General features: G+C 62.0%; 23 protein-coding genes and 1 pseudogene. 12 read left to right on the forward strand and 12 right to left on the reverse strand.

Translation table 11 applies throughout. The annotated features are described in order from the left end of the window. Positions 1 to 129: 129 nt before the first annotated feature. Positions 130 to 1,089, reverse strand: a complete 960-nt coding sequence (ftrA, locus tag ACZ5M5_RS10480) for a transcriptional regulator FtrA (protein WP_060738279.1) — start codon at positions 1,087 to 1,089, stop codon at positions 130 to 132. 103 nt (positions 1,090 to 1,192) lie between these two features. Between ftrA and ACZ5M5_RS10485 the strand changes: the two genes are divergently transcribed. Next, positions 1,193 to 1,627: a rhodanese-like domain-containing protein gene (locus ACZ5M5_RS10485; protein ID WP_464738985.1), complete on the forward strand. Its 435-nt coding sequence runs from the start codon at positions 1,193 to 1,195 to the stop codon at positions 1,625 to 1,627. A 233-nt stretch (positions 1,628 to 1,860) separates the two neighbouring features. Here ACZ5M5_RS10485 and ACZ5M5_RS10490 read toward each other — a convergent pair. Next, positions 1,861 to 1,996: pseudogene (locus ACZ5M5_RS10490) on the reverse strand (fructose-bisphosphate aldolase); the annotation flags it as partial. Between the two features lie 605 nt (positions 1,997 to 2,601). Here ACZ5M5_RS10490 and ACZ5M5_RS10495 point away from each other — a divergent pair. The 3 genes from ACZ5M5_RS10495 to ACZ5M5_RS10505 all read left to right on the forward strand — a co-directional run bounded on the left by ACZ5M5_RS10495 (position 2,602) and on the right by ACZ5M5_RS10505 (position 5,379). Next, complete coding sequence (locus ACZ5M5_RS10495) at positions 2,602 to 3,381, forward strand: ABC transporter substrate-binding protein (protein WP_092472664.1); 780 nt, start codon at positions 2,602 to 2,604, stop codon at positions 3,379 to 3,381. 103 nt (positions 3,382 to 3,484) lie between these two features. Continuing rightward, entirely contained in the window at positions 3,485 to 4,597 is a 1,113-nt protein-coding gene (locus ACZ5M5_RS10500) for a succinylglutamate desuccinylase/aspartoacylase family protein (protein WP_464738986.1), read from the forward strand. Between the two features lie 65 nt (positions 4,598 to 4,662). Continuing rightward, positions 4,663 to 5,379, forward strand: coding sequence for an alpha/beta hydrolase (locus ACZ5M5_RS10505; RefSeq protein ID WP_464738987.1), 717 nt, complete (start codon positions 4,663 to 4,665; stop codon positions 5,377 to 5,379). Positions 5,380 to 5,579: 200 nt separating this feature from the next. Here the strand turns inward: ACZ5M5_RS10505 and ACZ5M5_RS10510 are convergent, their stop codons facing one another. The 5 genes from ACZ5M5_RS10510 to ACZ5M5_RS10530 all read right to left on the reverse strand — a co-directional run bounded on the left by ACZ5M5_RS10510 (position 5,580) and on the right by ACZ5M5_RS10530 (position 10,022). Beyond that, on the reverse strand, positions 5,580 to 6,416 hold the full coding sequence (locus ACZ5M5_RS10510) for an IS3 family transposase (RefSeq protein WP_464737817.1): 837 nt from the start codon (positions 6,414 to 6,416) through the stop codon (positions 5,580 to 5,582). After that, the gene (locus ACZ5M5_RS10515; RefSeq protein WP_237140769.1) at positions 6,413 to 6,670 is read right to left on the reverse strand and encodes a transposase; all 258 of its coding nucleotides are present in this window, start codon (positions 6,668 to 6,670) and stop codon (positions 6,413 to 6,415) included. Before ACZ5M5_RS10515 ends, ACZ5M5_RS10510 begins: the two co-directional genes overlap by 4 nt. A gap of 895 nt (positions 6,671 to 7,565) precedes the next feature. After that, complete coding sequence (locus tag ACZ5M5_RS10520) at positions 7,566 to 8,153, reverse strand: DcrB/PsbP domain-containing protein (RefSeq protein WP_060738272.1); 588 nt, start codon at positions 8,151 to 8,153, stop codon at positions 7,566 to 7,568. 76 nt (positions 8,154 to 8,229) lie between these two features. Further along, positions 8,230 to 8,994 (reverse strand): hypothetical protein, encoded by a 765-nt coding sequence (locus tag ACZ5M5_RS10525; protein ID WP_464738988.1) that lies wholly within the window; start codon positions 8,992 to 8,994, stop codon positions 8,230 to 8,232. 98 nt (positions 8,995 to 9,092) lie between these two features. Next, positions 9,093 to 10,022 (reverse strand): LysR family transcriptional regulator, encoded by a 930-nt coding sequence (locus ACZ5M5_RS10530; protein WP_060738270.1) that lies wholly within the window; start codon positions 10,020 to 10,022, stop codon positions 9,093 to 9,095. Positions 10,023 to 10,164: 142 nt separating this feature from the next. Here ACZ5M5_RS10530 and ACZ5M5_RS10535 point away from each other — a divergent pair, with 142 nt between their 5' ends. Continuing rightward, the gene (locus tag ACZ5M5_RS10535) at positions 10,165 to 10,767 is read left to right on the forward strand and encodes an NADPH-dependent F420 reductase (protein WP_060743050.1); all 603 of its coding nucleotides are present in this window, start codon (positions 10,165 to 10,167) and stop codon (positions 10,765 to 10,767) included. A gap of 13 nt (positions 10,768 to 10,780) precedes the next feature. On the opposite strand, the gene ACZ5M5_RS10540 is transcribed toward ACZ5M5_RS10535, so the two are convergent. Next, a complete protein-coding gene (locus ACZ5M5_RS10540; protein ID WP_060738269.1) occupies positions 10,781 to 11,713 on the reverse strand; it encodes a LysR family transcriptional regulator in 933 nt (310 codons plus the stop codon). Positions 11,714 to 11,826: 113 nt separating this feature from the next. On the opposite strand from ACZ5M5_RS10540, the gene ACZ5M5_RS10545 reads away from it, so the two are divergent. Together ACZ5M5_RS10545 and ACZ5M5_RS10550 are read left to right on the forward strand one after the other, a co-directional pair. After that, positions 11,827 to 12,324: a DMT family transporter gene (locus ACZ5M5_RS10545; protein WP_060738268.1), complete on the forward strand. Its 498-nt coding sequence runs from the start codon at positions 11,827 to 11,829 to the stop codon at positions 12,322 to 12,324. Positions 12,325 to 12,326: 2 nt separating this feature from the next. Next, positions 12,327 to 12,779: a DMT family transporter gene (locus tag ACZ5M5_RS10550; RefSeq protein WP_103309726.1), complete on the forward strand. Its 453-nt coding sequence runs from the start codon at positions 12,327 to 12,329 to the stop codon at positions 12,777 to 12,779. 5 nt (positions 12,780 to 12,784) lie between these two features. Here the strand turns inward: ACZ5M5_RS10550 and ACZ5M5_RS10555 are convergent, their stop codons facing one another. The 3 genes from ACZ5M5_RS10555 to ACZ5M5_RS10565 all read right to left on the reverse strand — a co-directional run bounded on the left by ACZ5M5_RS10555 (position 12,785) and on the right by ACZ5M5_RS10565 (position 15,304). Further along, positions 12,785 to 13,069, reverse strand: coding sequence for a hypothetical protein (locus ACZ5M5_RS10555; protein WP_060738266.1), 285 nt, complete (start codon positions 13,067 to 13,069; stop codon positions 12,785 to 12,787). Between the two features lie 212 nt (positions 13,070 to 13,281). Then, a complete protein-coding gene (locus ACZ5M5_RS10560; RefSeq protein ID WP_464738989.1) occupies positions 13,282 to 14,307 on the reverse strand; it encodes a purine-nucleoside phosphorylase in 1,026 nt (341 codons plus the stop codon). A gap of 46 nt (positions 14,308 to 14,353) precedes the next feature. Then, complete coding sequence (locus ACZ5M5_RS10565) at positions 14,354 to 15,304, reverse strand: nucleoside-specific channel-forming protein Tsx (RefSeq protein WP_464738990.1); 951 nt, start codon at positions 15,302 to 15,304, stop codon at positions 14,354 to 14,356. Between the two features lie 297 nt (positions 15,305 to 15,601). Between ACZ5M5_RS10565 and selD the strand changes: the two genes are divergently transcribed. Then, positions 15,602 to 16,636 carry a selenide, water dikinase SelD gene (selD, locus tag ACZ5M5_RS10570; RefSeq protein ID WP_060738263.1) on the forward strand — a complete coding sequence of 345 codons (1,035 nt, stop codon included), beginning with the start codon at positions 15,602 to 15,604 and terminating at the stop codon, positions 16,634 to 16,636. Further along, on the forward strand, positions 16,636 to 17,739 hold the full coding sequence (gene mnmH / locus ACZ5M5_RS10575; RefSeq protein WP_464738991.1) for a tRNA 2-selenouridine(34) synthase MnmH: 1,104 nt from the start codon (positions 16,636 to 16,638) through the stop codon (positions 17,737 to 17,739). Before selD ends, mnmH begins: the two co-directional genes overlap by 1 nt. 99 nt (positions 17,740 to 17,838) lie before the next feature. Here mnmH and ACZ5M5_RS10580 read toward each other — a convergent pair whose 3' ends face one another. After that, a complete protein-coding gene (locus ACZ5M5_RS10580; RefSeq protein ID WP_092174955.1) occupies positions 17,839 to 18,513 on the reverse strand; it encodes a histidine phosphatase family protein in 675 nt (224 codons plus the stop codon). A gap of 306 nt (positions 18,514 to 18,819) precedes the next feature. On the opposite strand from ACZ5M5_RS10580, the gene ACZ5M5_RS10585 reads away from it, so the two are divergent. From ACZ5M5_RS10585 to hemB, 3 genes are all read left to right on the forward strand, one after another. After that, positions 18,820 to 19,518, forward strand: coding sequence for a glutathione S-transferase family protein (locus ACZ5M5_RS10585; protein WP_060738260.1), 699 nt, complete (start codon positions 18,820 to 18,822; stop codon positions 19,516 to 19,518). Beyond that, positions 19,515 to 20,372 carry a PhzF family phenazine biosynthesis protein gene (locus ACZ5M5_RS10590; RefSeq protein WP_464738992.1) on the forward strand — a complete coding sequence of 286 codons (858 nt, stop codon included), beginning with the start codon at positions 19,515 to 19,517 and terminating at the stop codon, positions 20,370 to 20,372. Before ACZ5M5_RS10585 ends, ACZ5M5_RS10590 begins: the two co-directional genes overlap by 4 nt. Before the next feature lie 117 nt (positions 20,373 to 20,489). Continuing rightward, positions 20,490 to 21,464 (forward strand): porphobilinogen synthase, encoded by a 975-nt coding sequence (hemB, locus tag ACZ5M5_RS10595; RefSeq protein WP_060738258.1) that lies wholly within the window; start codon positions 20,490 to 20,492, stop codon positions 21,462 to 21,464. Positions 21,465 to 21,563: the final 99 nt, after the last annotated feature.

The following is a 21,563-nucleotide window of genomic DNA, read 5'->3' on the forward strand; positions in this document are numbered from 1 at the left end:
AAGGCTTGCCCGCGATACAGGCGATGTAGGTCTTCCAGAAATCGAGGCGCTCATATCGCGAGCAAGCTTTGCTCCCACCTTATTCCCTCGCCCTGACAGCGTTCGACAGCTTCATCGCCAGTAGGCTATTTACCCCCGCCCAAACCGCTCCCGATACACCGACGGCGCCAACCCCACGACGCTGCGAAACGCCACGCGAAAGCTTTCCACCGAGCGGTAGCCACACAGTTGCGCGATGTTGTCGGTGTTGTCGCCGGTGCTTTCCAGAAGTTCGCGAGCCCGGGCCAGGCGTTCGTGTTGCAGCCAGGCCTTGGGCGACACGCCGCAGGCCTGGGTGAAGTGGCGCAGGAAGGTGCGTTCGCTCATGGCCGCCTGGCTGGCCAGTTCGCGCACACCGAGGGGTTCGTGCAGGCGCTCACGGGCCCATTGCATGACGCTCGACAGGTCGCTGCGTGGCGTACGGCTGACCGGCGAAGGAATGAACTGCGCCTGGCCACCCGTACGTTGTGGTGACATGACCAACCGGCGCGCCACGGTGTTGGCGACCTGGACGCCATAATCCCGTGCCACCAGGTGCAGGCAGGCATCGATGCCGGCAGCGCTGCCTGCCGAAGTGATGACCTGTCCCGAGTCCACGTACAGCACATCCGGGTCGACCCGGACGGCGGGAAAGCTCTTGGCCAGTTCGTCGGTGTAGCGCCAGTGAGTCGTGGCGCCCAGGCCATCGAGCAGCCCGGCGGCGGCCAGTACGAAGGCCCCGGAGCAGATCGACAGCAGGCGCGCCCCACGGGCGTGGGCCCGGCGTAGTGCATCGAGCAACGCCTCGGAAGGTGGTTCGCTTCGGCTGCGCCAGCCTGGCACGACAATGGTCCGGGCGGTTTCGAGCAGTTCCATGCCGCCATCGGCCAATACCTGGAAGCCACCCATGGCGCGCATCGGACCGTCATCGACCGCGACGATCCGATGCTCGTACCAGGGGAAATCGAATTCCGGCCGCTCTAATCCGAAGATTTCGACGGCAACGCCGAATTCAAAGGTGCATAGGCCGTCGTAGGCAAGGATCGCGACCAGACCTGGGAGAGGCTGCATTTGTCGGAAAATTCCCACAGAGTGTCTTGTACGCCACTGTAGCCGTAAGCTTCGGGGGGATAAAGTCTCTTCACGCCTTTATCTACCCTTGGAGTACACCCCCATGACCAGCCTGGTTCGCGAAGTGCCTGCCGCCCCTTCCGATATCGCCCTACAGCATTTCAGCCGTCGTCTGTCATTCGAAACGGATTGTTCCGACGTTCACGCCAGTCAACAGGCCGGCAATGTCGATTTTGTGCTGGTGGATGTACGCGGGCCGCTGGCCTACGAACGCGGCCACGTCCCCGGGGCGATCAACCTGCCGACCCGCACGCTCACCGCCCAGGCATTGGCCGCCTATGCCAAGACCAGCCTGTTCGTGGTGTATTGCGCCGGCCCCCACTGCAATGGTGCGAACAAGGCGGCGGTGCGTCTGGCGACCTTGGGGTATCCGGTCAAGGAAATGATCGGTGGCGTCATGGGGTGGCTCGATGAAGGCTTTCGCCTGACCGGCTCGGTGGAGCGCGTGGCGGACGAGGCGATCCGCTGCGACTGCTGACTTTTTGCCCTGCGTGGCTATCCCGGCATTCATGCCGGGATGCCCGCTGCGCAAATGCCTGTGATCGGCCAGCGTGGTTTAACGGGGCGCCCCAGATCAAAATCAAACGCGAGGCGGCCATATAGCCGGCCTGGTTCAGAGTGAACGCGTTCACCCTGTGGGAGCGAGCTTGCTCGCGAAGGCGATGTAACTGTCGATGAGGATGCTGAGCAAGCTCGCTTCACAGGGAAGCTTTATTGCTCTTCGAGCCCGCGCTGTTCAATCACCCCAAAAAACATCCGCCACATCCTGGACCATGATCCGGGCGATGTTGGTGATGGTGTTGATGTCGGCCTCGGCTGAATCGCGCAGGGTCGTACAGGCCATGAGTGCGAAACCCTCCCCACTGACCAAAGCCAGCAGGTGAACCAGACTATAGAAGGGGGGTGAGGCAACAACCGACCTGTAGGACGCCCACAAACCCAGTGGCGAGGGAGCTTGCTCCCGCTCGGTGGCGCAGCTGCCGTAAACCCTGGGGCATGGGGTTGGTCTGACGAAAAGAGGGGGCTGCTTCGCAGCCCAGCGGGAGCAAGCTCCCTCGCCACGGTGAGTGAATTCCTACGAGATTTTCAGAAGGCCAGAGGAGCAATTGATTTCAGAAGCGGAACGCGGAGCGTCAAAAACTTGTGGGAGCGAGCTTGCTCGCGATGACGTCGTCACAATCGACATCACCGCAAACTGATCCTCCGCTTTCGCGAGCAAGCTCGCTCCCACAGTTGGGGCGGAGTACGACAAAGAGACAGGCCGGCTATAAGGCTGCCTCGCTTTGGCCTGTTACAAACCAAGCTATTTTTATAACTAATTGTCGCTTCTACACAATTCCCCTCCTGAGCACCCCTCTAGACTCCCGGCCACTTCGGTTCCTCGTTGACCGAACCTGCCTACGAATCTGCCAATAATTGCCAATAAAAACCCCTGCACACTCAGGAGCGAAAATGAAGAAGCTAGCCATGTTCGGTGCCCTGGCACTGTCCGTGTTGTCCCTGTCGGCCGTGGCCGAAGACGCCAAGCCGATCCGCCTCGGGATCGAAGCCGGTTACCCGCCTTTTTCGATGAAAACACCCGACGGCAAGCTGGCCGGCTTCGATGTCGATATCGGCGATGCGCTGTGTGAACAGATGAAGGTCAAGTGCGTCTGGGTCGAGCAGGAGTTCGATGGCCTGATCCCTGCGCTGAAAGTGAAGAAAATCGACGCGATCCTGTCGTCCATGACCATCACCGACGATCGCAAGAAAAACGTCGATTTCACCATCAAGTACTACCACACCCCAGCGCGCTTCGTGATGAAGGAAGGCTCCAACATCAAGGACCCACTGACCGAACTCAAGGGCAAGAAAGTCGGTGTGCTGCGCGCCAGCACCCATGACCGTTTCGCCACTGAAGTGCTGGTGCCCGCCGGCATCGACCTGGTGCGCTACGGCTCCCAGCAGGAAGCCAACCTGGACATGGTCGCCGGCCGCCTCGACGCCATGCTGGCCGACTCGGTGAACCTCGACGAAGGTTTCCTGAAAACCGACGCCGGCAAAGGTTTCGCCTTCGTCGGCCCGACCTATGAAGATGCGAAATACTTCGGCGGCGGTGCCGGCATTGCGGTGCGCAAGGGCGATAAGGCCCTGGCCGATCAATTCAACGCAGCCATCACCGAAATCCGCGCCAACGGCACGTACAAGAAAGTGCAGGACAAATACTTCGCCTTTGACGTCTATGGGCATTAATCGCTGACCCCCAAGGTGGCCCGCCGTTGACCCGGCCGGCCACCTTTTTCATGGGCGATTGTTTACCCTGCGCCTATCGTAATGCCGCCATCCGGAGTTCCTCATGCAACGCATCGACCATACCCTGCCATGGAGCCACCTGGGCACCGAGCGCCGGCTCAGTGTGTTTCGCTACGGCCATGGGCCGCGCAAGGCCTACATCCAGGCCAGCCTGCACGCCGATGAATTGCCGGGCATGCGCACCGCCTGGGAGCTGAAGCAGCGGCTCAACGATCTGGAGGCCCAGGGCTTGCTCAAGGGGGTGATCGAACTGGTGCCGGTGGCCAACCCCATCGGCCTGGATCAACACCTGCAAAGCGCCCACATGGGGCGTTTCGAACTGGGCAGCGGCAAGAATTTCAACCGTTCCTTCGTGGAGCTCAGTGCGCCGGTGGCGCAACGCATCGGTGATCGCCTGGGGGACGACCCGGCCGCCAATATCACCTTGATCCGCCAGACCATGGCCGAGGTCCTCGATGACTTGCCGCCACCCCCTTCGCAACTCGAAGCGCTGCATCGCCTGCTGCTGCGCCATGCCTGCGATGCCGACATCACCCTGGACCTGCATTGCGATTTCGAGGCAGCGATCCATTTGTATGCCTTGCCACAGCAGTGGCCGCAGTGGCGTTCTTTGGCCGCACGCTTGAAAGCCGGTGTGGCCTTGCTGTGCGAGGATTCGGGCGGCAGTTCGTTCGATGAATCCTGCTCCTCGCCCTGGTTGCGCCTGGCCAAGGCCTTTCCTGGGGCGGCGATCCCACCGGCGAACCTGGCGACGACGCTGGAATTGGGCAGCATGGGCGATACCCGGGTGGAGCAGGCCCAGGCCAATTGTGAAGCCATCCTCGGGTTTCTCGCCGAGCAGGGACTTATCGCTGGGGACTGGCCGCCCGCACCCAGCGAGTGCTGCGAAGGCTTTCCGTTCGAAGGCACGCAATACCTGTTCGCGCCGCACCACGGCGTGGTGAGTTTCCTGCGGGAGGCTGGCGAATGGGTGGAGCGGGGCGATCCGCTGTTCGAAGTGGTCGATCCGCTGAATGATCGGGTCACCATCGTGCGGGCCGGCACCAGTGGCGTGCTGTTTGCCCTGGACCGCGGGCGCTACACGCAGCCGGGGATCTGGCAGGCAAAAGTCGCTGGGCGTGAACCGATTCGTACGGGGAAATTGATCAACGACTGATAACTGCTGTCTACCTCACCGCACGGGCCTTGCCGTGCGGCTATCGAAACGATGGAGGAAGATCGATGTTCAAAGCGCTCGCCCTGTTCCTGTTGCTGGTCTCGTCCGGGTTGCAGGCCCAACCTTCGCTGCACACGGACTTGCCGCTCAACTACCTGGCCCAAGTCGATGAGCAGGCTCGGAACCGACCGCTGGTGATCTTTCTGCACGGTTCCGGCAGTAACGAGCAGGACCTGTTCGCACTCAAGGACGAGTTGCCGCGCGATTACAACTACCTCTCGGTGCGGGCGCCGAAGAGCATGGAGCAGGACCGTTACCAGTGGTTCGCCAAAAAGGGCGAGGGCGCCTACGACGGTGACACCTCCGACCTGAAGGCCAGTGGCCGGATGCTGCTGGAGTTCATCGACAAGGCCCGGGCCAAGTATTCGAACGACGCGAGCAAGGTCTACCTGGTGGGGTTCAGCCAGGGCGCGATGATGAGCTACGAAGTGGCCCTGCGACACCCCGAAGCCGTCGGGGGTATTGCCGCGATGGGCGGGCGGGTCCTGTCGGTACTGCGGGCGGAACTGACCCCCGACGAATCACGACGGACGCTGGCGGTGTTCATCGGCCATGGCACGGCAGACCCGATCATTCCCTACCACGATGGCACCGAGGCCAACACCTTCCTCAAGACCCTGGCGCTGGAACCGGAATTCCATGCCTACCCCGGCGTCGGCCACAGCATCAGTGCCCTGGAGGTGAAGGACCTGCGGGCCTGGCTGGAGCGGCTCAACCCCTGACCAAAATAGAACCCTGTGGGAGCGAGCCTGCTCGCGATGGCGGTGGGTCAGCTTGCCTCAAGGTTGGGTGTGCCGACGCCATCGCGAGCAAGCTCGCTCCCACATTTTTGATGGTGATTGTCCTCGATTCTTCGGCGAATACAGAACCCTGTGGGAGCTGAGCTGAACTGGTCAACTAATTTTGGACACCAGTTACGGTTTCATGCTGCCAGTTTCTCCATAGCTACCGGCGACCGGTAGTCGTTGTAGCTATGGAGTCTGACGTTGTTGTAACGCATCACATAACGCTGCACATCCACGCGGGCTTCATGCTCCGAGCTGTAGCCATCTTCTGGCACCCACTCTGACTTCAGGCTCCCAAAGAAACGCTCCATCGGGGCGTTGTCCCAGCACTCACCTTTGCGACTCATGCTTTGCAGGAGTCCATGCTTGCGCATTTCATTCCTGAATTTGTGGCTGGTGTATTGGCAGCCTTGATCGGAATGAAACAGCACCTCTTTTGGGCAACCTCGCAATTGCACCGCCATTCGCAACGCTTCGCAGGTCAGCGAGGCATCGGAAATCATTGAAAACGACCAGCCCACGATCCGGCGAGCAAACAGATCCAGCACCGCCGCGAAATACATCCAGCGCTTGCCGACCTTGATGTACGTCACATCGCCACACCACACCTGGTTGATCGCCGTGACATCAAACTTGCGCTTGAGCACGTGCGGCGCCACCAACGCTTCCACGCCGGAAGATTTGTACCTGTGCCGCCGGCGCTGACGACTGGCAACACCGGCTTCGCGCATCAAGCTGCGAGCCATATGCCGCCCGACACGATGTCCCTTTGCTTGCAGCTCCTTGGAAAGGGTGCGAGACCCCGCGGATGCTCTGGACTCCTTGTGATGCTCGACCAGCACGGCTTTAAGTTTCTCCCGCTCGGGCTTCACTTTGCCTTGGCGCTGACGCCAGGCGTAAAAGCTGCTGCGGTTGACTCCAAACGCCCGACAGCAATTGTTAACGCCGTACTGCTCGTCCAGCTCATTGATCAACGAGAATGATCTTTGGAGTCCAAAAGCAGGAGAGCACTGGCCTTTTTTAGGATTTCAATGTCCAGGTCTTTTTGCCTGAGCAACGCTTTGAGCTGCTGAATTTCACGCTGATCAGCGGTAATCGCCTTGGCGCCCACCGGGGTCGAACCCAAGCGTTCCTTGCGAACCTGATCGACCCAGCGGCGAAGCGCCGTGGGCCCAATATCCAGGCTGGCGCAGACTTCGGGAACCGACTGTCCCTCGTCCAGCACCATGCTGGCCGCTTTGAGTTTGAACTCACTGGAGTAAGATTTACGCATAACCAAAACACCTCAGATTTGGGCGCCATCATAGCGCCCGATTGAAGTGTCCAAAATCATTAGGCCAGTTCAAGCTTGCTCGCGATAGCGGTGGGTCAGCTTGCCTCAAGGTTGGGTGTGCCGACGCGATCGCGAGCAAGCTCGCTCCCACATTTTTGATGGTGATTGTCCTCGATTCTTCGGCGAATACAGAACCCTGTGGGAGCTGAGCTTGCTCGCGATGGCGGTGGGTCAGCTTGCCTCAAGGTTGGGTGTGCCGGCGTCATCGCGAGCAAGCTCGCTCCCACATTTTTGATGGTGATTGTCCTCGATTCTTCGGCGAAGACAGAACCCTGTGGGAGCTGAGCTGAGCTTGCTCGCGATAGCGGTGGGTCAGCTTGCCTCAAGGTTGGGTGTGCCGACGCCATCGCGAGCAAGCTCGCTCCCACATTTTTTGACGGTGATTGTCCTCGATTCTTCGGCGAAGACAGATCCCTGTGGGAGCTGAGCTGGCTCGCGATAGCGGTGGGTCAGCTTGCCTCAAGGTTGGGTGTGCCGGCGTCATCGCGAGCAAGCTCGCTCCCACATTTTTGATGGTGATTGTCCTCGATTCTTCGGCGAAGACAGATCCCTGTGGGAGCGAGCTTGCTCGCGATGGCGGTGGGTCAGCTTGCCTCAAGGTTGGGTGTGCCGACGCCATCGCGAGCAAGCTCGCTCCCACATTTTTGATGGTGATTGTCCTCGATTCTTCGGCGAAGACAGATCCCTGTGGGAGCGAGCTTGCTCGCGATGGCGGTGGGTCAGCTTGCCTCAAGGTTGGGTGTGCCGACGCCATCGCGAGCAAGCTCGGTTCCCACATGTTCCGGGGGGCTTATTGACCGCTGGCGATCTGTTTCACCAACGCTTCATGGCCGGTCTTGTCGCTGGCCCGGGAGATGATCTGCACCACCGCCATGCGCGTGCCGGAGGCACCCAGCAAGGTGGTGTCGAGGGTCGGACCGCCGCCCTGGGTCGCGCGGGTGTCGAGCTGGCGCAGGCCCAGGCCGGTGCCTTTTTGCTTCAGGCTTTTTTCGCTGAGGATCTTGGCATCCGGCAGCGACTTGAGGCGCTGGGCGGCGAAGTCGGCCATGGTGGTGTCGAGGAACGTGCCATCGTCATCCTTCACATTCGCACCGTCGATGATGATGTTTTCCGCTGCGATCACCACGGTCTTGCTGGTGGCATTGCTGTACATCGTCCCCGTCGCCCCGGCGGTGCCCTGGGCGGCTTCACCGGCGGGCAATGGCGTCGCCGTAAAACCCTTGGGCAAGGTGAAGGTGAACTTGCCGCCCAGCATCGACACCTTCTGCGCCGGTGCATCGCTGGCAGGTTTGGCCGGGGCCGCCTGGGCGGATGCCACGACCAGGCTGGCGATGGCTCCCAGCAACAGGACGGCGGCTTGTTTACTCAGCAATGACATTGAAAATCTCCACGGATGGTCGCGCTTGAAGACCGATCATCCCATGGGCGTCGTACCGGACTCCAGCAAGAGACCGTCATTTTGGCGATGCCGCTCGCACCAGCAGGCGGCGGGTCACCAGCAACATGGCCACCGACACCGCGACGCCCAAGGCAAAGGCCGGCATGCCCAGCACCGGCAGGGCAAGAGCCAGGGTCAGGCAGAAGGCGGCGAAACAATACATGCCGGTGGCCGTCGCCCGCAGCAGCGCAGCGGTGAAGGCCGGCCCGCGGGTTTGTTGGGAGAACACCGCCATCACACTGCCCAGCACCGGGAATACCGCCAGCAACCCGCTCCAGCGTTCGCCTACGGTGCTGGCCAGCAGTGTCACCGCCAGGGTCAATAGCGCGCCGGCGATCATGCGTAGCAGCAGTTTGTCGGATTTGGCCGCCGGCCCGCTCATCACCGGCCGGACCGTCGGGAACAGATACGGCGCCCCCAGCAGCGCGACCAGGGCGATCAGGCTCGACAACGGCAGCGAAGCCGGTAGCCAGGACAAGATCAACGCCACCAAGGCCCAGACGCCTAGCGCGATGCCCAACGCCCAGGGCCAGGCACGACGCTGGGCAACCTGGGCGTACACCACGCAGAAAGCGATCATTGCAAACATGGCCGCCAGTGCCGCGGTCGCCGACTGCGCGGCAAACCGCTCGCCTTGCTCCACGGCCAGGAACAACAGAATCGGCCCCACCACTACTGGCAACCCCGAGAGCCAGCCGGCCACGCTCGGTCCCCAACGCCTGCCCGCCCGGGAAATCAGCAGCAGGAAAGCGGGAATCACCAGCAGTTTGAGCAGCAGCACGCGATCATCCTTGTCGGAGGTGGGCCGTCACGTTAGCACCGCCTCGCCCAGGTCATCCACCGACAGCCGACGCGCCTTCAATGCCGCGTCGCCGATATTCAATCCGGCCCGGCCCTGAAGCGCCGAGCCAACGCCTCGCGCTCGAAGTGCTCGGTGATGAAGTCGATAAAGGCCCGGGTCTTGGCCGGCATCAGCGTGCGACTGGGGTAGTAGAGGGAAATCACCCCCAGATCGACGTACCAATCCGGTAACAGCCGCACCAGTTCGCCACGTTCCAGCCAGGGCAGGGCGTCGGGCACCACCAGCAGGGTCACGCCCAGGCCGAGCAAGGCGGCCTCTCGCATGGCGACGGGATCATTGAAGATCATGGATTCGGCCAGTTGCACGGCGCATTCGTCCCCGGCGGCGTTGCGCAGCACGGTCTGGCGCACCCGGCCGGTGCGGCTGGCCCGCAGCACGATGTTGTCCAGGCCGGCCAGGTCCTCGGGCTGTCGGGGCAGGGCGCGTTCGGCCAGGTAGGCGGGGCTGGCGACGGCAATCAGGTGCGCGGGCGCCAGGGTGCGCGATACCACCCCGGGCGTCAGTGCGAAACCGCCTCCGATGGCCGCGTCGAAACCTTCGGCGATCAGGTCCACCGGACGGTTTTCGAAATGCCAGTCCGGACGGATCAGCGGGTAGCGGGCCAGCCATTGCGGCATCAACGGCAGTACCTGGCCGATGCCGAAACTTGGCGAGAGGCTGACGCGCAAGACGCCGGCCGGTTCGCCGCGCTCCGTGGTCACCGCACCAATGGCCGACTGCAGGGCGTGCAGGTTGCCACCGATGCTGGCCAGGAAATGTTCCCCCGTTTCGGTCAGGGACAGCTTACGGGTCGAGCGCTGGAACAGCCGCACCCCCAGGTTGCGCTCCAGCATCGCCACGTTGCGGCTCACGGCAGCGGGAGTGAGGGCAAGCAGCCGCGCGGCCGCCGAGAAACTGCCAGTTTCGGCGCTGCGGACAAAGCATTCGAGGTTGGCGAGGCTTTCCATGGCATGAACCTGATAGTAATGCTTGAAAATGATTCGCCGTATTACCGGCTAATCAGAAGGTAATGGCAAGGGCACCATGCACCTCAACGGCGGACATCACCGCCAGGCTTATCCAACCTTGAGGACACAAGACATGAGCAGCATCGACACCATCGGCATCATTGGCGCTGGCGCCATCGGCAGTGCTTTCGCCCGCGCCCTGGCCCGCCAGAACATCAACGTAGTGATTGCCAACAGCCGTGGCCCGCAAAGCCTGGCCGAACTTGTGGCTGACCTCGGTCCAAGCGTGCGCGCCGGCACCGTGGAGGAGGCCGCCGCCCAGCCGATGGTGCTGGTGGCGGTCAACTGGTCGAAGTTGGCCCAGGCGCTGGGCGGTCTGCCGGATTTTGCCGGACGCATCGTGATCGACGCCAACAACGCGATCGAAGTGCCGGGGTTCAAGGCCGTGGATCTCCAGGGCCGGGCCTCGACCGAGGTGTTCAGCGAGTGGGTGCCGGGCGCACGGGTGGTCAAGGCCTTCAATCATCTGCTGGCGCGCCTGCTGGAGGCAGACCCAACGTCCGAAGGCGGCAAGCGGGTGCTGTTCCTGACCGGTGACGACGCGCAGGCACGGAGTGAAGTCGCGCAGTTGATCGAGCGCCTGGGCTTTTTCGGCGTAGACCTGGGCCCCTTGAGTGTCGGCGCACGCTTGACCCAGTTCCCAGGCGGCCCGCTGCCGGTGCTGAACCTGGTCAAGTTCGACTGAGGCCGCGCCGTGTTCAGCGATCCCAGTAGGGCACTTCGCCAAAACACTCGAGGAAGAAATCGATGACCGTGCGGACCTTCACCGACAGGCGTCGACTGCCCGGCCAGAGGATGGCGATCTGTTGCGGTTCAAGGCTGTTGGAGGCCTGGTAATCCTGCAGCACCGGGACCAGCGTGCCATGACGCACGGCTTCGCCGATCAGCCACGACGGGAACATCACCAGCCCCAGGCCTTGTTCGGCGGCCTGGGTCAAGGTGTCGGCGTGGTTGCCGGTGATCGGGCCGCTGACGCTGTAGGGTGTCCAGGCCTGGCCCGGGCGGCGGAAGAACCAGCGCTGCTGACCGGTTACGCCCTTGTAGGCCAGGCACCGGTGGTGAACCAGGTCCTGGGGCTTGAGTGGTGCGCCGTGGCGGGCCAGGTAGGTCGGGCTGGCGGCGATCTGGAAGCGATGGGGCGCGAGGATGCGCGCCTGCATGCTCGAATCGTGCAGCGGACCGATACGGAACAGCAGGTCGGCGCCTTCCTGCAGTGGGTCGACGTAGCTGTCGGTCTGCTGGATCTCCAGTTGCAGCTTCGGATAACGCTCGCATAGCTGCCCCAACCACGGTGTCAGGTGGCGCTGGCCAAACACCACCGGCGCATTGATCCGCACCAGTCCGGACGGCTCGCTGTGTTGCTCCTGCAGCGCCTGTTCGGCTTCCTCCAGTTGCACCAGCAGCAGCCGTGCATGATGCCCCAACAGGCGGCCAGCCTCGGTGGGTGAAACGGCGCGGGTGTGGCGATAGAGCAACTGTTGGTTCAGGGCCTGTTCCATCAACTGGATCTGCCGGGAAATCGAAGACGGCGCCAGGCCTTCGCGCCGTGCGACTTCCGAAAAACTGCCGTGATCGAGCACCGCGACGAACAATCGCAATGCCTTGAAACCCAGTTCATTGAGGCCGTGCATGGGGTGGGCTTCCTGTGCGTATTGCGCAAAAGTGTTGTCGGGATACTCACATTTATTGCACAGCGACACCAGCCGATAATGCCGGCCCTCTTTCAAGTGAACAGGTTCTGATCATGCAAACATCTTCACTCAGCGAGGCCGCGCCGGTATCGACGCCCGCCAGACCCCGGGCATTGCTGCGCTGGCTATTACTGCCCCTGGTGATCCTGGCCGGCATGGGCTTGTCGGTGGAAGCCGGCCTGCTCGGGCCGCTCGGGGCCCAGGTCGGGCATCTGTGGGCCACGCTGAGCATCTTCGGCGTCGGTTCGGCGATTCTTTTCCTGCTGTTGTTGCTCAGTGGCCGGCAGCGAGGCCCAGCCTTGCATGAGTTGCCACGCTGGCAATTGATCGGCGGTTTCCTCGGTCCGATCTATGTGGTCGTGCTGACACTCGCCACGCCGCACATCGGCATCGCCATGACCATGGTCGCGATTCTCTCCGGCCAGGTGGGTAAAAGTGTCCTGATCGATCATTTCGGCTGGTTCGGCACGGCCCGCAAGCGGGTCAATGGCGAACGCTGGCTGGCGTTGGCCTTGATTGTCGTTGCCCTTGTCCTGATTGCCCGAGGTTGAACATGAACCTGTTTGTTTTGTTGCTGCTGGTGGTCGCGGCCGGTGCGGTGTTGAGTGTGCAGGCGGCGATCAACGGGCGCCTGGGCCAGACGGTCGGTGTGTTGCGCAGCAGCTTGCTGACGTTCACGGTGGGCACGGTGACCACCGGGCTGCTGATCGTGTTTTTCGAACCGGCCCACGGGTTGACGCTGTTGGACATGCCGAAATGGCAACTCAGCGGGGCCTTGTTCGGTGTCGTGTACATGATGGTGATGGTGGGCGCGGTGCCCAGGGTCGGCACGGCCGTGGCCACCGTGGCGGTCATCGTCGGACAACTGGGCATGGGCATGCTGATCGACAACTTCGGCTGGCTGGGCAACCCGGCCATCGAATTGTCCGGCAGCCGAGTCTTCGCCATGGCCTGCCTGGCATTGGCGCTGGTGTTCATGTATCGCAGCAATGCCCGTCAGGCCTGAACGGTTCAGTCGGGTTCCACGTTGAGTTGCAGACTGCCATCGGCCAGGCGTTCAGTACTGCGCACGATGCCGCTCAGGCGCCGGCCCTCGGCGCTGAACACCACGATCTCGGCCTTGTCCAGGTCGTCCGGCATCGGCGGTTGAACGTGCAGCGCGAACCACACCGGCTTGTCCTCGTCGAGGCGCTGGACGGCGTATTGGCAGTCGATACTTTTGGTCTGGCGGCCGAACAGGGTGTCGAGACCGTAGTCCAGGTGAGTGCTGTCGGCGGCGGAGGGTGTGAGAGGCATCGGCGGTCTCCTGGGGCGCGCGGTTGATGTTCAAATGATCCTGCCCGGGAGGGAAAATTCCATTGGCTGAGCCGTTGGGAACAGCCCTGGTGCTCAGCTCGATAGCCCCGTGGCGAGGGAGCTTGCTCCCGCTCGGGTGCGCAGCAGCCGCAAAGAGCCAGGGGCCGCTGCGCAGCCCAGCGGGAGCAAGCTCCCTCGCCACGGAGGAGAAATCAGAGGCCAGGCACGCCGTTCTTCCACGCCGACCAGTTCTTCACAATGTCCTGCACCAGCGGGTTGCCGGTGCGGAACAGGTTTTCCAACGCAGGGACGAACGCGCCCTGGTCGGCGTACTTGAGCAGGTTATCCACTTCATTGCCACCGGGCTCGGGGCGGTCGAAGTCGGACCCGGCCCGCAGCACTGCCAGCCGGTTGATGTCCACCCGACCTTCACGGCTGGCCCGTAGCAAGGCCTCGTAAGTCGAGTTGTCTTCCTGTTGGGTCGTGCAGTAGACGCCTTTGTTGTCGGTGAGCAGGCGGGTCCAGACTTCGGCACGCTCGCTCAGGCGCGTGCCGGAGAACCAAGTGTTGCCGGCCAGGGTGTCACAGCGGGTCACCACCGGCGGCTGGTTGGCCGGGGCATACGGATACTTCAAGCGCCAGGCTGCCGACTCCTTGCTTTCGGCCAGGGTCACCTGCTGGCTGAGGGCAAAGGCCTTGGCTTGCAGGGCCGGGTTGAGTTCGAAGACTTCTGTCTTGTAGTCCAGCGGCGGCTTTTCGTTCGGCCCCTTGGTGTTGATGCCCAGGTAGCCGGTGGGCCAGTCCTTGGGCGCATCCCGCGAATCCAGCTCCCATTGAGTACCGAACTCCACCAGGTAATGGGCCCAGGCGGTTGTGCCGAGCGTGCCGTGGTGCGGGTTGATGCCGGCGACCCCGGCCACCAGGAAATAGCTCTTGCGCAGGTCGACGGTCGAGGAGAGCGCCAGGGCCAGGGTCGAGGCCGCCGCGTTGGTCTGGCCCATGCCGGTGATCAACAGACAGACCCGTTCGGCATTGCAGCGGATCGTCGGGTACTCGGCGGACAGCCCCGGTACACGGATTTCATCCTTGAGCTGCAAGCGTTCGATCCAGTTCTGCGCTTCGGGGGCGAACATGGTGATCAGCATCACTTTGGGTTGAAGTGGCGGTGCGGCTCCGGCGCTTGTCGCGAAGAGTGCAGTACTTGCCAGGCCGATTGAAGCAAACAGGCGATTGATCATGTGTTCGTGACCTCCATGGATTCGAAAGGGTGCTGCGACGATGTGCTCAGAATTGATAGCCGACCCCGGCGTAATACCCCCACCCATCGGAGCGGGCGCGGAAGTTGCCCTCGCCAAAGTTGAGTTCGCTGCCATCCTGCCAGTTGCCGCCGTTGTGGAAGTAGCGGCCCACCAGAGTGAAGCGCACGTGGGTGAACGCGTACAGCAAGACATTGGTGGCGACCGTGGCGTTGGCGGTGCGGGCCGGGTTGTCCTTGTGCAGGTCCGAACCGAAGTCGAAGTTGGTGAAGCCAATGTACGTCAGCGAGGCACCATTGCTGAACTGGCTGATCGGCACGATGTACTTGAGTTGAGCGCGGTAGCCGTCCCAGGAATATTCATTGCTGGCGCCATAGTTTTCCCATTGATAACGGCCATAGAGGTTGGCCGACAAGTTGACCCTCGAGTGAGTGTCAATGTCGGTGCCCAGGCCGCTGTACAAGGTGTTCGCGCGATTGGCGCTGTTGCTGCCGTGGTCGTAGATCCAGTCGAACGCCACATACCATTCCTTGAACGGCCCGATGGCCAGGCTGCGGCCGGCCAGGTAGTCGATGGAAACCCGCGGTTCGTGTTCCATGAACACGGGTGAGCCGTGGTCCCATGCACCTTTGTCGTGGCTGTTGCCAATGTTGAAAATCTTCGGGATGTCGACGTAGCCATAGAGCTCGAAGGGCCCCTTGCGTCCGAAGTATTCATATTCCAGATAGATATCGTCGACCGGTTGCGGGCCGAAGCTGATGTCCTTGCTGCCGATGAGCGTCAGGTCCTGGTTGTACCAGTCCGACAGGTAGGCGCCTTTTTTCGATGGGGTGGCTTCTGGACTGAGGGCTTCGCCTTGGGCGGACACCTCGGTGGGTTGGGCGTGGGTCGTGGTGCTGAGTAGTCCGGTAACGGCGGTCAGTAGCAGGGTGGTTGCCCATACGCCGGGCGTGGCGCGACACCGGGAAGTGAAGTGCATGGAAAGTCCTTGTTCGTGCGGGCCGAAGCCCGGGTTCCGTGATTGAAAAAATCGTCGATCCGCTGAGGGTGATCGAATGCGCAAACGTTTGCACATCCCATACCAATTTTGTGCAGTGGCTTGAAAAGCTTGGGTTTAAGGCGGTTTTCCTGTCCTTTTGGTCAGGCCAGGTGCGCCGAATGCTTCACGCTCGCCTGAAGCAGCACCAAAGTGTTGCACGGGCGAATGCTCGGCACGGCACTGAGTCGGCGGCGTTGCTGTTAGAATCGATCCCCTTGATTGACCGGAGAGATGCCCATGAGCGAGCCGATTCGCCTGACCCAGTACAGCCACGGCGCCGGTTGCGGCTGCAAGATTTCGCCCCAGGTTCTGGAAGTGATCCTGGCCGGCAGCGGTGCGCAGAACCTCGATCCCAAGCTGTGGGTCGGCAATGCTTCTCGCGACGACGCTGCGGTGTATGCCATCGACGAAGAGCGTGGGGTGGTCTCGACCACCGATTTTTTCATGCCGATTGTCGATGATCCCTTCGATTTCGGTCGCATCGCCGCCACCAATGCCATCAGCGACATCTACGCCATGGGCGGTGATCCGCTGATGGCCATCGCGATTCTTGGCTGGCCGGTCAACGTATTGGCCCCGGAAATTGCCCGGGAAGTGATTCGCGGCGGTCGTTCCGTGTGTGACGAGGCCGGTATTCCCCTGGCGGGCGGGCATTCGATCGACGCGCCCGAGCCGATCTTCGGCCTGGCGGTCACGGGCCTGGTGCAAAAGCGTCATATGAAACGCAACGACACGGCCACCGTCGGTTGCCGCCTGTACCTGACCAAGCCCCTGGGCATCGGCATCCTCACCACGGCGGAAAAGAAAGGCAAGCTGCGCGCCGCCGATGTTGGCCTGGCCCGTGACTGGATGTGCACCCTCAATAAACCCGGCAGCCGCTTCGGCAAGCTCGATGGCGTGACGGCGATGACTGACGTCACCGGTTTCGGCCTGCTCGGGCACCTGGTGGAAATGGCCGACGGCAGCCAGTTGACCGCGCATATCCGCTATGACGCGGTGCCGCGTCTGCCGGGCGTCGAATACTACCTCGACCTGGGCTGTGTGCCGGGCGGTACGCTGCGCAACTACGACAGCTACGCCAGCAAGGTCGGTCGGGTCCAGGAACTGCACAAGCGAGTGCTGTGCGACCCGCAGACCAGCGGCGGCCTGTTGATTGCCGTCACCCCCGAAGGCGAGGACGAGTTCCTGCGGGTGGCCACTGAACTCGGCCTTGCACTGGAGCCCATCGGCGAGTTGGTCGAGCGACAGCGTTACGCGGTCGAGGTGTCTTGATGAGCCATGACATCACCGATTACCGCGACATCTTCCTCCATGACCGACCGATGATGGACACGCGCGCGCCCGTCGAATTCATCAAGGGCGCTTTCCCCGGCGTGGTCAATTTGCCGTTGATGACCGACAACGAACGGCAACGGGTCGGGACCTGCTACAAACAACAGGGGCAACAGGCCGCCATCGTCCTGGGGCATCAATTGGTGTCCGGTGAGACCAAGGCCCAGCGCATCCAGGCTTGGGCGGCGTTCGCCAAGGCCCATCCCGACGGTCTGCTGTATTGCTTTCGCGGCGGCTTGCGTTCGCAGATCGTTCAGCAATGGCTCAAGGACGAAGCGGGCATCGACTACCCTCGGGTCGGTGGTGGCTACAAGGCCATGCGCACGTTCTTGCTGGACACCGTCGAACAGGCGGTCGCCGAGTGCGACCTGGTGCTGCTGGGCGGCATGACCGGTACCGGCAAGACCGAAGCGCTGGGCCAACTGGGCAACAGCCTGGACCTGGAAGGGTATGCCAACCATCGCGGTTCGAGCTTTGGCAAACGCGCCACCGGCCAGCCTTCCAACATCGATTTTGAAAACCGCCTGGCCGTGGATGTGCTGAAAAAACGCGCCGCCGGCATCGAGCAGTTTGTGCTGGAAGATGAGAGCCGCGCGGTCGGCAGCTGCGCCTTGCCACTGTCCTTGTACCAGCGCATGCAGCAGGTTCCGATGGTCTGGCTGGAAGACAGCCTGGAGCGCCGGGTCGAACGGATCCTGCAGGATTACGTCATCGACCTGTGTGGAGAATTTGTCGCGGTACATGGCGACGAAGGTTTTTCGCTGTTTTCCGAGCGATTGCTGACAAGCCTGGACAATATCCACAAACGCCTGGGTGGCGACCGTCATCGGCGCTTGAAGGACATCCTGGAAACAGCCCTGGCCGAGCAGGCCCGCAGCGGCGCCGTCGACGTGCATCGCGGTTGGATCGAGGGTTTGCTGCGTGAGTATTACGACCCGATGTACGTGTTCCAGCGGGAAAAGAAGGGCTTGCGGATCGAGTTCTCGGGAGAGCAGGCGGCGGTGCTGGAGTACTTGCGCGAGCGGGCGGCCTCGGTACGGTGACCTGTGGGAGCGAGCTTGCTCGCGATGGCGGCGACACAGGCACCCTTGAGGCAAGCTGACCCACCGCTATCGCGAGCAAGCTCGCTCCCACACGGATGATCAGGTCGGACAGGCTTGCTGGCCATTGTCCAAACCTTGCTTGTAGCTCTGGCTGGTGAGGCTGGCCTTGCCGTTGTGCCAGGTCAGGGTCAGCACATACAGCGAATCGAAGTCCCCGGAGGCCCAGTCTTCGGTAATGGTCTGCTCCTTGCCCACCGCCTCACCGGCGACCTTGTTGATCAGCTCCGGCAGGTAGCCATGGGACCAGGCGGTATAGATGGTGGAGTTGTGGTACTTGTCGTGCAGCAACTCGTCAGCCAGGTCGCTGGTGTCGTTGGCTGAAAAATTGATGTTTACCGGCAGCCCGAGCTTGATGGCGCTGGGGCTGATGGTCATCAGCGGGCGAATATAGCTGTAGGAGTTGTCCAGCTCACCCTCTTCGACATTGCGGGTCGGGTTGGCCGCGAACACGTAGTCGGCCTTGCCGAATTTTTCCGGCAGCAGGGTGGCCAGGTCGATGGCGCGGTTGAGGCCCTGGCAGTTGAGCTGGCCCAGGCCACCGGCGGGTTTCTCGGCGTGGCGCAGGAACACCAGGGTCTGGACGCCGTCGGCTGGCTGGGCGCGGCTGACGCTGGATTCCAGCGACAGCACCAGGCCACAGACCACAAGCAGCGTTGGCAGCATCAGCCACGAACGGTGTTTGAAGCGTCTGGCGAAATTCAGTGGGTTCATCATCGAATAATAGTCTTCAGCACGCTTGAGTCAGGCTGACAAACCCTGGCACCGCGAAGCGCTTGGCCTCGGGTGTTTTCCCTGTCGTTACGCCTCGTCGGTTCTTCGGAGGCATTGCTCAGAGTCCCTTCGAGCGCTTTGGTTCGATTCCGGTGCACTGTAGCGATCTCCGTCAGGAGATGGGACGAACGTTAACGACAGGATGTTGCTGAATTAAGAAGGGACGACGTGAATTCTGTGACGGGCAGTGGTGTCGTCCCCAACATCTTGGATTATCCTCGGGGTTTTCTTCATTTCCGAGCCGACCCCATGCCCGACTTGACGCCACACCTCATCACCCAGAAATGGCCCGCCCAATACCCGGAGTGGATCCAGCTCTACTCCCTGCCAACCCCCAACGGCGTGAAGGTTTCGATCATGCTGGAAGAGATCGGCCTGCCGTACGAGCCCCACAAAGTGGACTTCGCCAGCAACGACCAGCTGTCGCCCGAGTTCCTGTCCCTGAACCCCAACAACAAGATCCCGGCGATTCTCGATCCCCATGGGCCGGGGGACCAGCCGTTGGCGTTGTTCGAGTCGGGGGCGATCCTGATTTATCTGGCGGACAAGAGCGGACAGTTGCTGGCCCAGGAGTCGGCGGCGCGCTACGAGACGATCCAGTGGCTGATGTTCCAGATGGGTGGGATCGGGCCCATGTTCGGGCAGTTGGGGTTCTTCAACAAGTTCGCTGGCAAGGACTACGAGGACAAGCGGCCACGGGATCGTTATGTCGAGGAAAGCAGGCGCCTGCTCAAGGTGCTCGATGGCCGTCTGCAAGGGCGGGACTGGATCATGGGCGAGCGCTACACCATTGCCGATATCGCCACGTTTCCCTGGGTGCGCAACTTGATCGGTTTTTATGAAGCCGGTGATTTGGTGGGTATCCAGAACTTCCCCAATGTGACGCGGGTATTGGAGCGCTTCCTGGCGCGACCGGCGGTGGCCCGCGGGTTGAAGATTCCGGAATGAGCAAACCGACGACCCGCCGATTCGATTACAAGCAACTGGATGTATTCAGCGACGTACCGCTCAAGGGTAATCCGCTGGCGGTGGTGCTGGGGGCCGATGGGCTCAGTGACTCGCGCATGGCCGCTTTTGCCAACTGGACCAACCTCAGCGAAACCACGTTCCTGCTGGCGCCGCAGCACCCGGAAGCCGATTACCGGGTGCGTATTTTCACCACTTCCACCGAGTTGCCGTTTGCCGGGCATCCGACCCTGGGCAGTTGTCACGCCTGGCTGGAAGCCGGAGGCGTGCCGAAAGGGCAGGAGATCGTGCAGGAGTGCGGTGTCGGCCTGGTCAGGGTGCGCCGCAGCGATCATGGGTTGGCGTTCCTCGCGCCGCCCTTGCTCAAGTCCGGTCCGTTGGAGGCCGAGCTGCTGGAGCGGGTTTGCAAGGGGCTGGGGCTCGCAGCGCAGGCGATTGTCGAGGCGCAATGGGTCGATAACGGTGCCGGCTGGTTGGCGGTGATGCTCAAGGATCGCCAGCAAGTCCTGACGCTTGAGCCGGATTACCCGCAGTTGCTGGATCTGGCCGTGGGCGTGGTTGCACCCTGGGATCGGGCCGTGGATGGCGATGAGGCCCACTTCGAAGTGCGCGGCTTTATCGCCGGGGATGGCATGCCCGAGGATCCGGCCACCGGCAGCCTGAACGCCGGGCTTGCCCAATGGATGCTGGGCAAAGGGCTGGCGCCTGCGTCCTACGTGGTCAGCCAGGGGCTGACGATGGGCCGGGCCGGGCGAATTCATGTCGAGCAGTTGGGAGAAGAGGTTTGGATTGGCGGTGCAGTCGTGACGTGCATCAATGGCTCGCTGACTTTGTGAGGCGATTATTACCCGGCTGGTAACACTCTGTTTTCCAGCAGGCGTTTGTGCCCTGGCTGGCCTGGGCATAAGCTTCGCTCCCTGTGATCGAATACCATTTTTTTGCCCAGGAGTCCCATGTCCAGCCAGTTCCCCGAAGCACGTCCACGCCGCCTGCGTCGCAATGCAAGCCTGCGCAGCCTGTTCCAGGAAACCGAGTTCACCTTGAACGATCTGGTGCTGCCGATTTTCGTCGAAGAAGAAATCGATGATTTTGTACCGATCAAGAGCATGCCCGGCGTGGTGCGCATCCCGGAGTCGAAGCTGGCCGGTGAGATCGAACGCTATGCCCGTGCTGGCATCAAGTCGGTGATGACCTTTGGCGTGTCCCATCACCTGGACAACGAGGGCAGCGACACCTGGCGCGAGCGCGGCCTGGTGTCACGCATGGCCGGGATCTGCAAGGACGCGGTGCCGGAAATGATCGTGATGTCCGACACCTGCTTCTGTGAATACACCGACCATGGTCACTGCGGCGTGCTCCACGGCGATGAAGTGGACAACGACCGGACCTTGATCAACCTGGGCAAGCAAGCCGTGGCGGCGGCCCGCGCCGGTGCCGATGTGATCGCGCCGTCGGCGGCCATGGACGGCCAGGTCCAGGCGATTCGCAAGGCTTTGGATGAAGCCGGTTTCAGCCAGACGGCGATCATGGCCTATTCCACCAAATTCGCCTCGGCGCTGTATGGGCCGTTCCGCGAAGCCGGCGGCAGTGCGCTGAAAGGTGACCGCAAGAGCTACCAGATGAACCCGATGAACCGCCGCGAAGCCTTGCGTGAATCCCTGCTCGATGAGCAAGAAGGTGCCGATGCGCTGATGGTCAAGCCGGCCGGCGCCTACCTCGACATCATCCGCGATATTCGCCAGGCTTCGAACCTGCCGTTGTCGGCTTATCAGGTCAGTGGCGAATACGCGATGATCAAATTCGCCGCCCAGGCCGGCGCCATCGACGAAGCCCGTGTGGTCCGCGAGAGCCTTGGCGCAATCAAGCGGGCGGGGGCAGACCTGATCTTCACCTACTTCGCCATGGACCTGGCGCTGAGTGGGATCTGATCCTGCGTTCTTTCTACTTGCCTCAGTGGTGACTGTACCGCCGTCATCGCGAGCAAGCTCGCTCCCACATGGGTTTTTGTGTTGGACGGAAGATCCGGG

It is taken from the genome of Pseudomonas sp. Van50 (genome assembly GCF_055390755.1).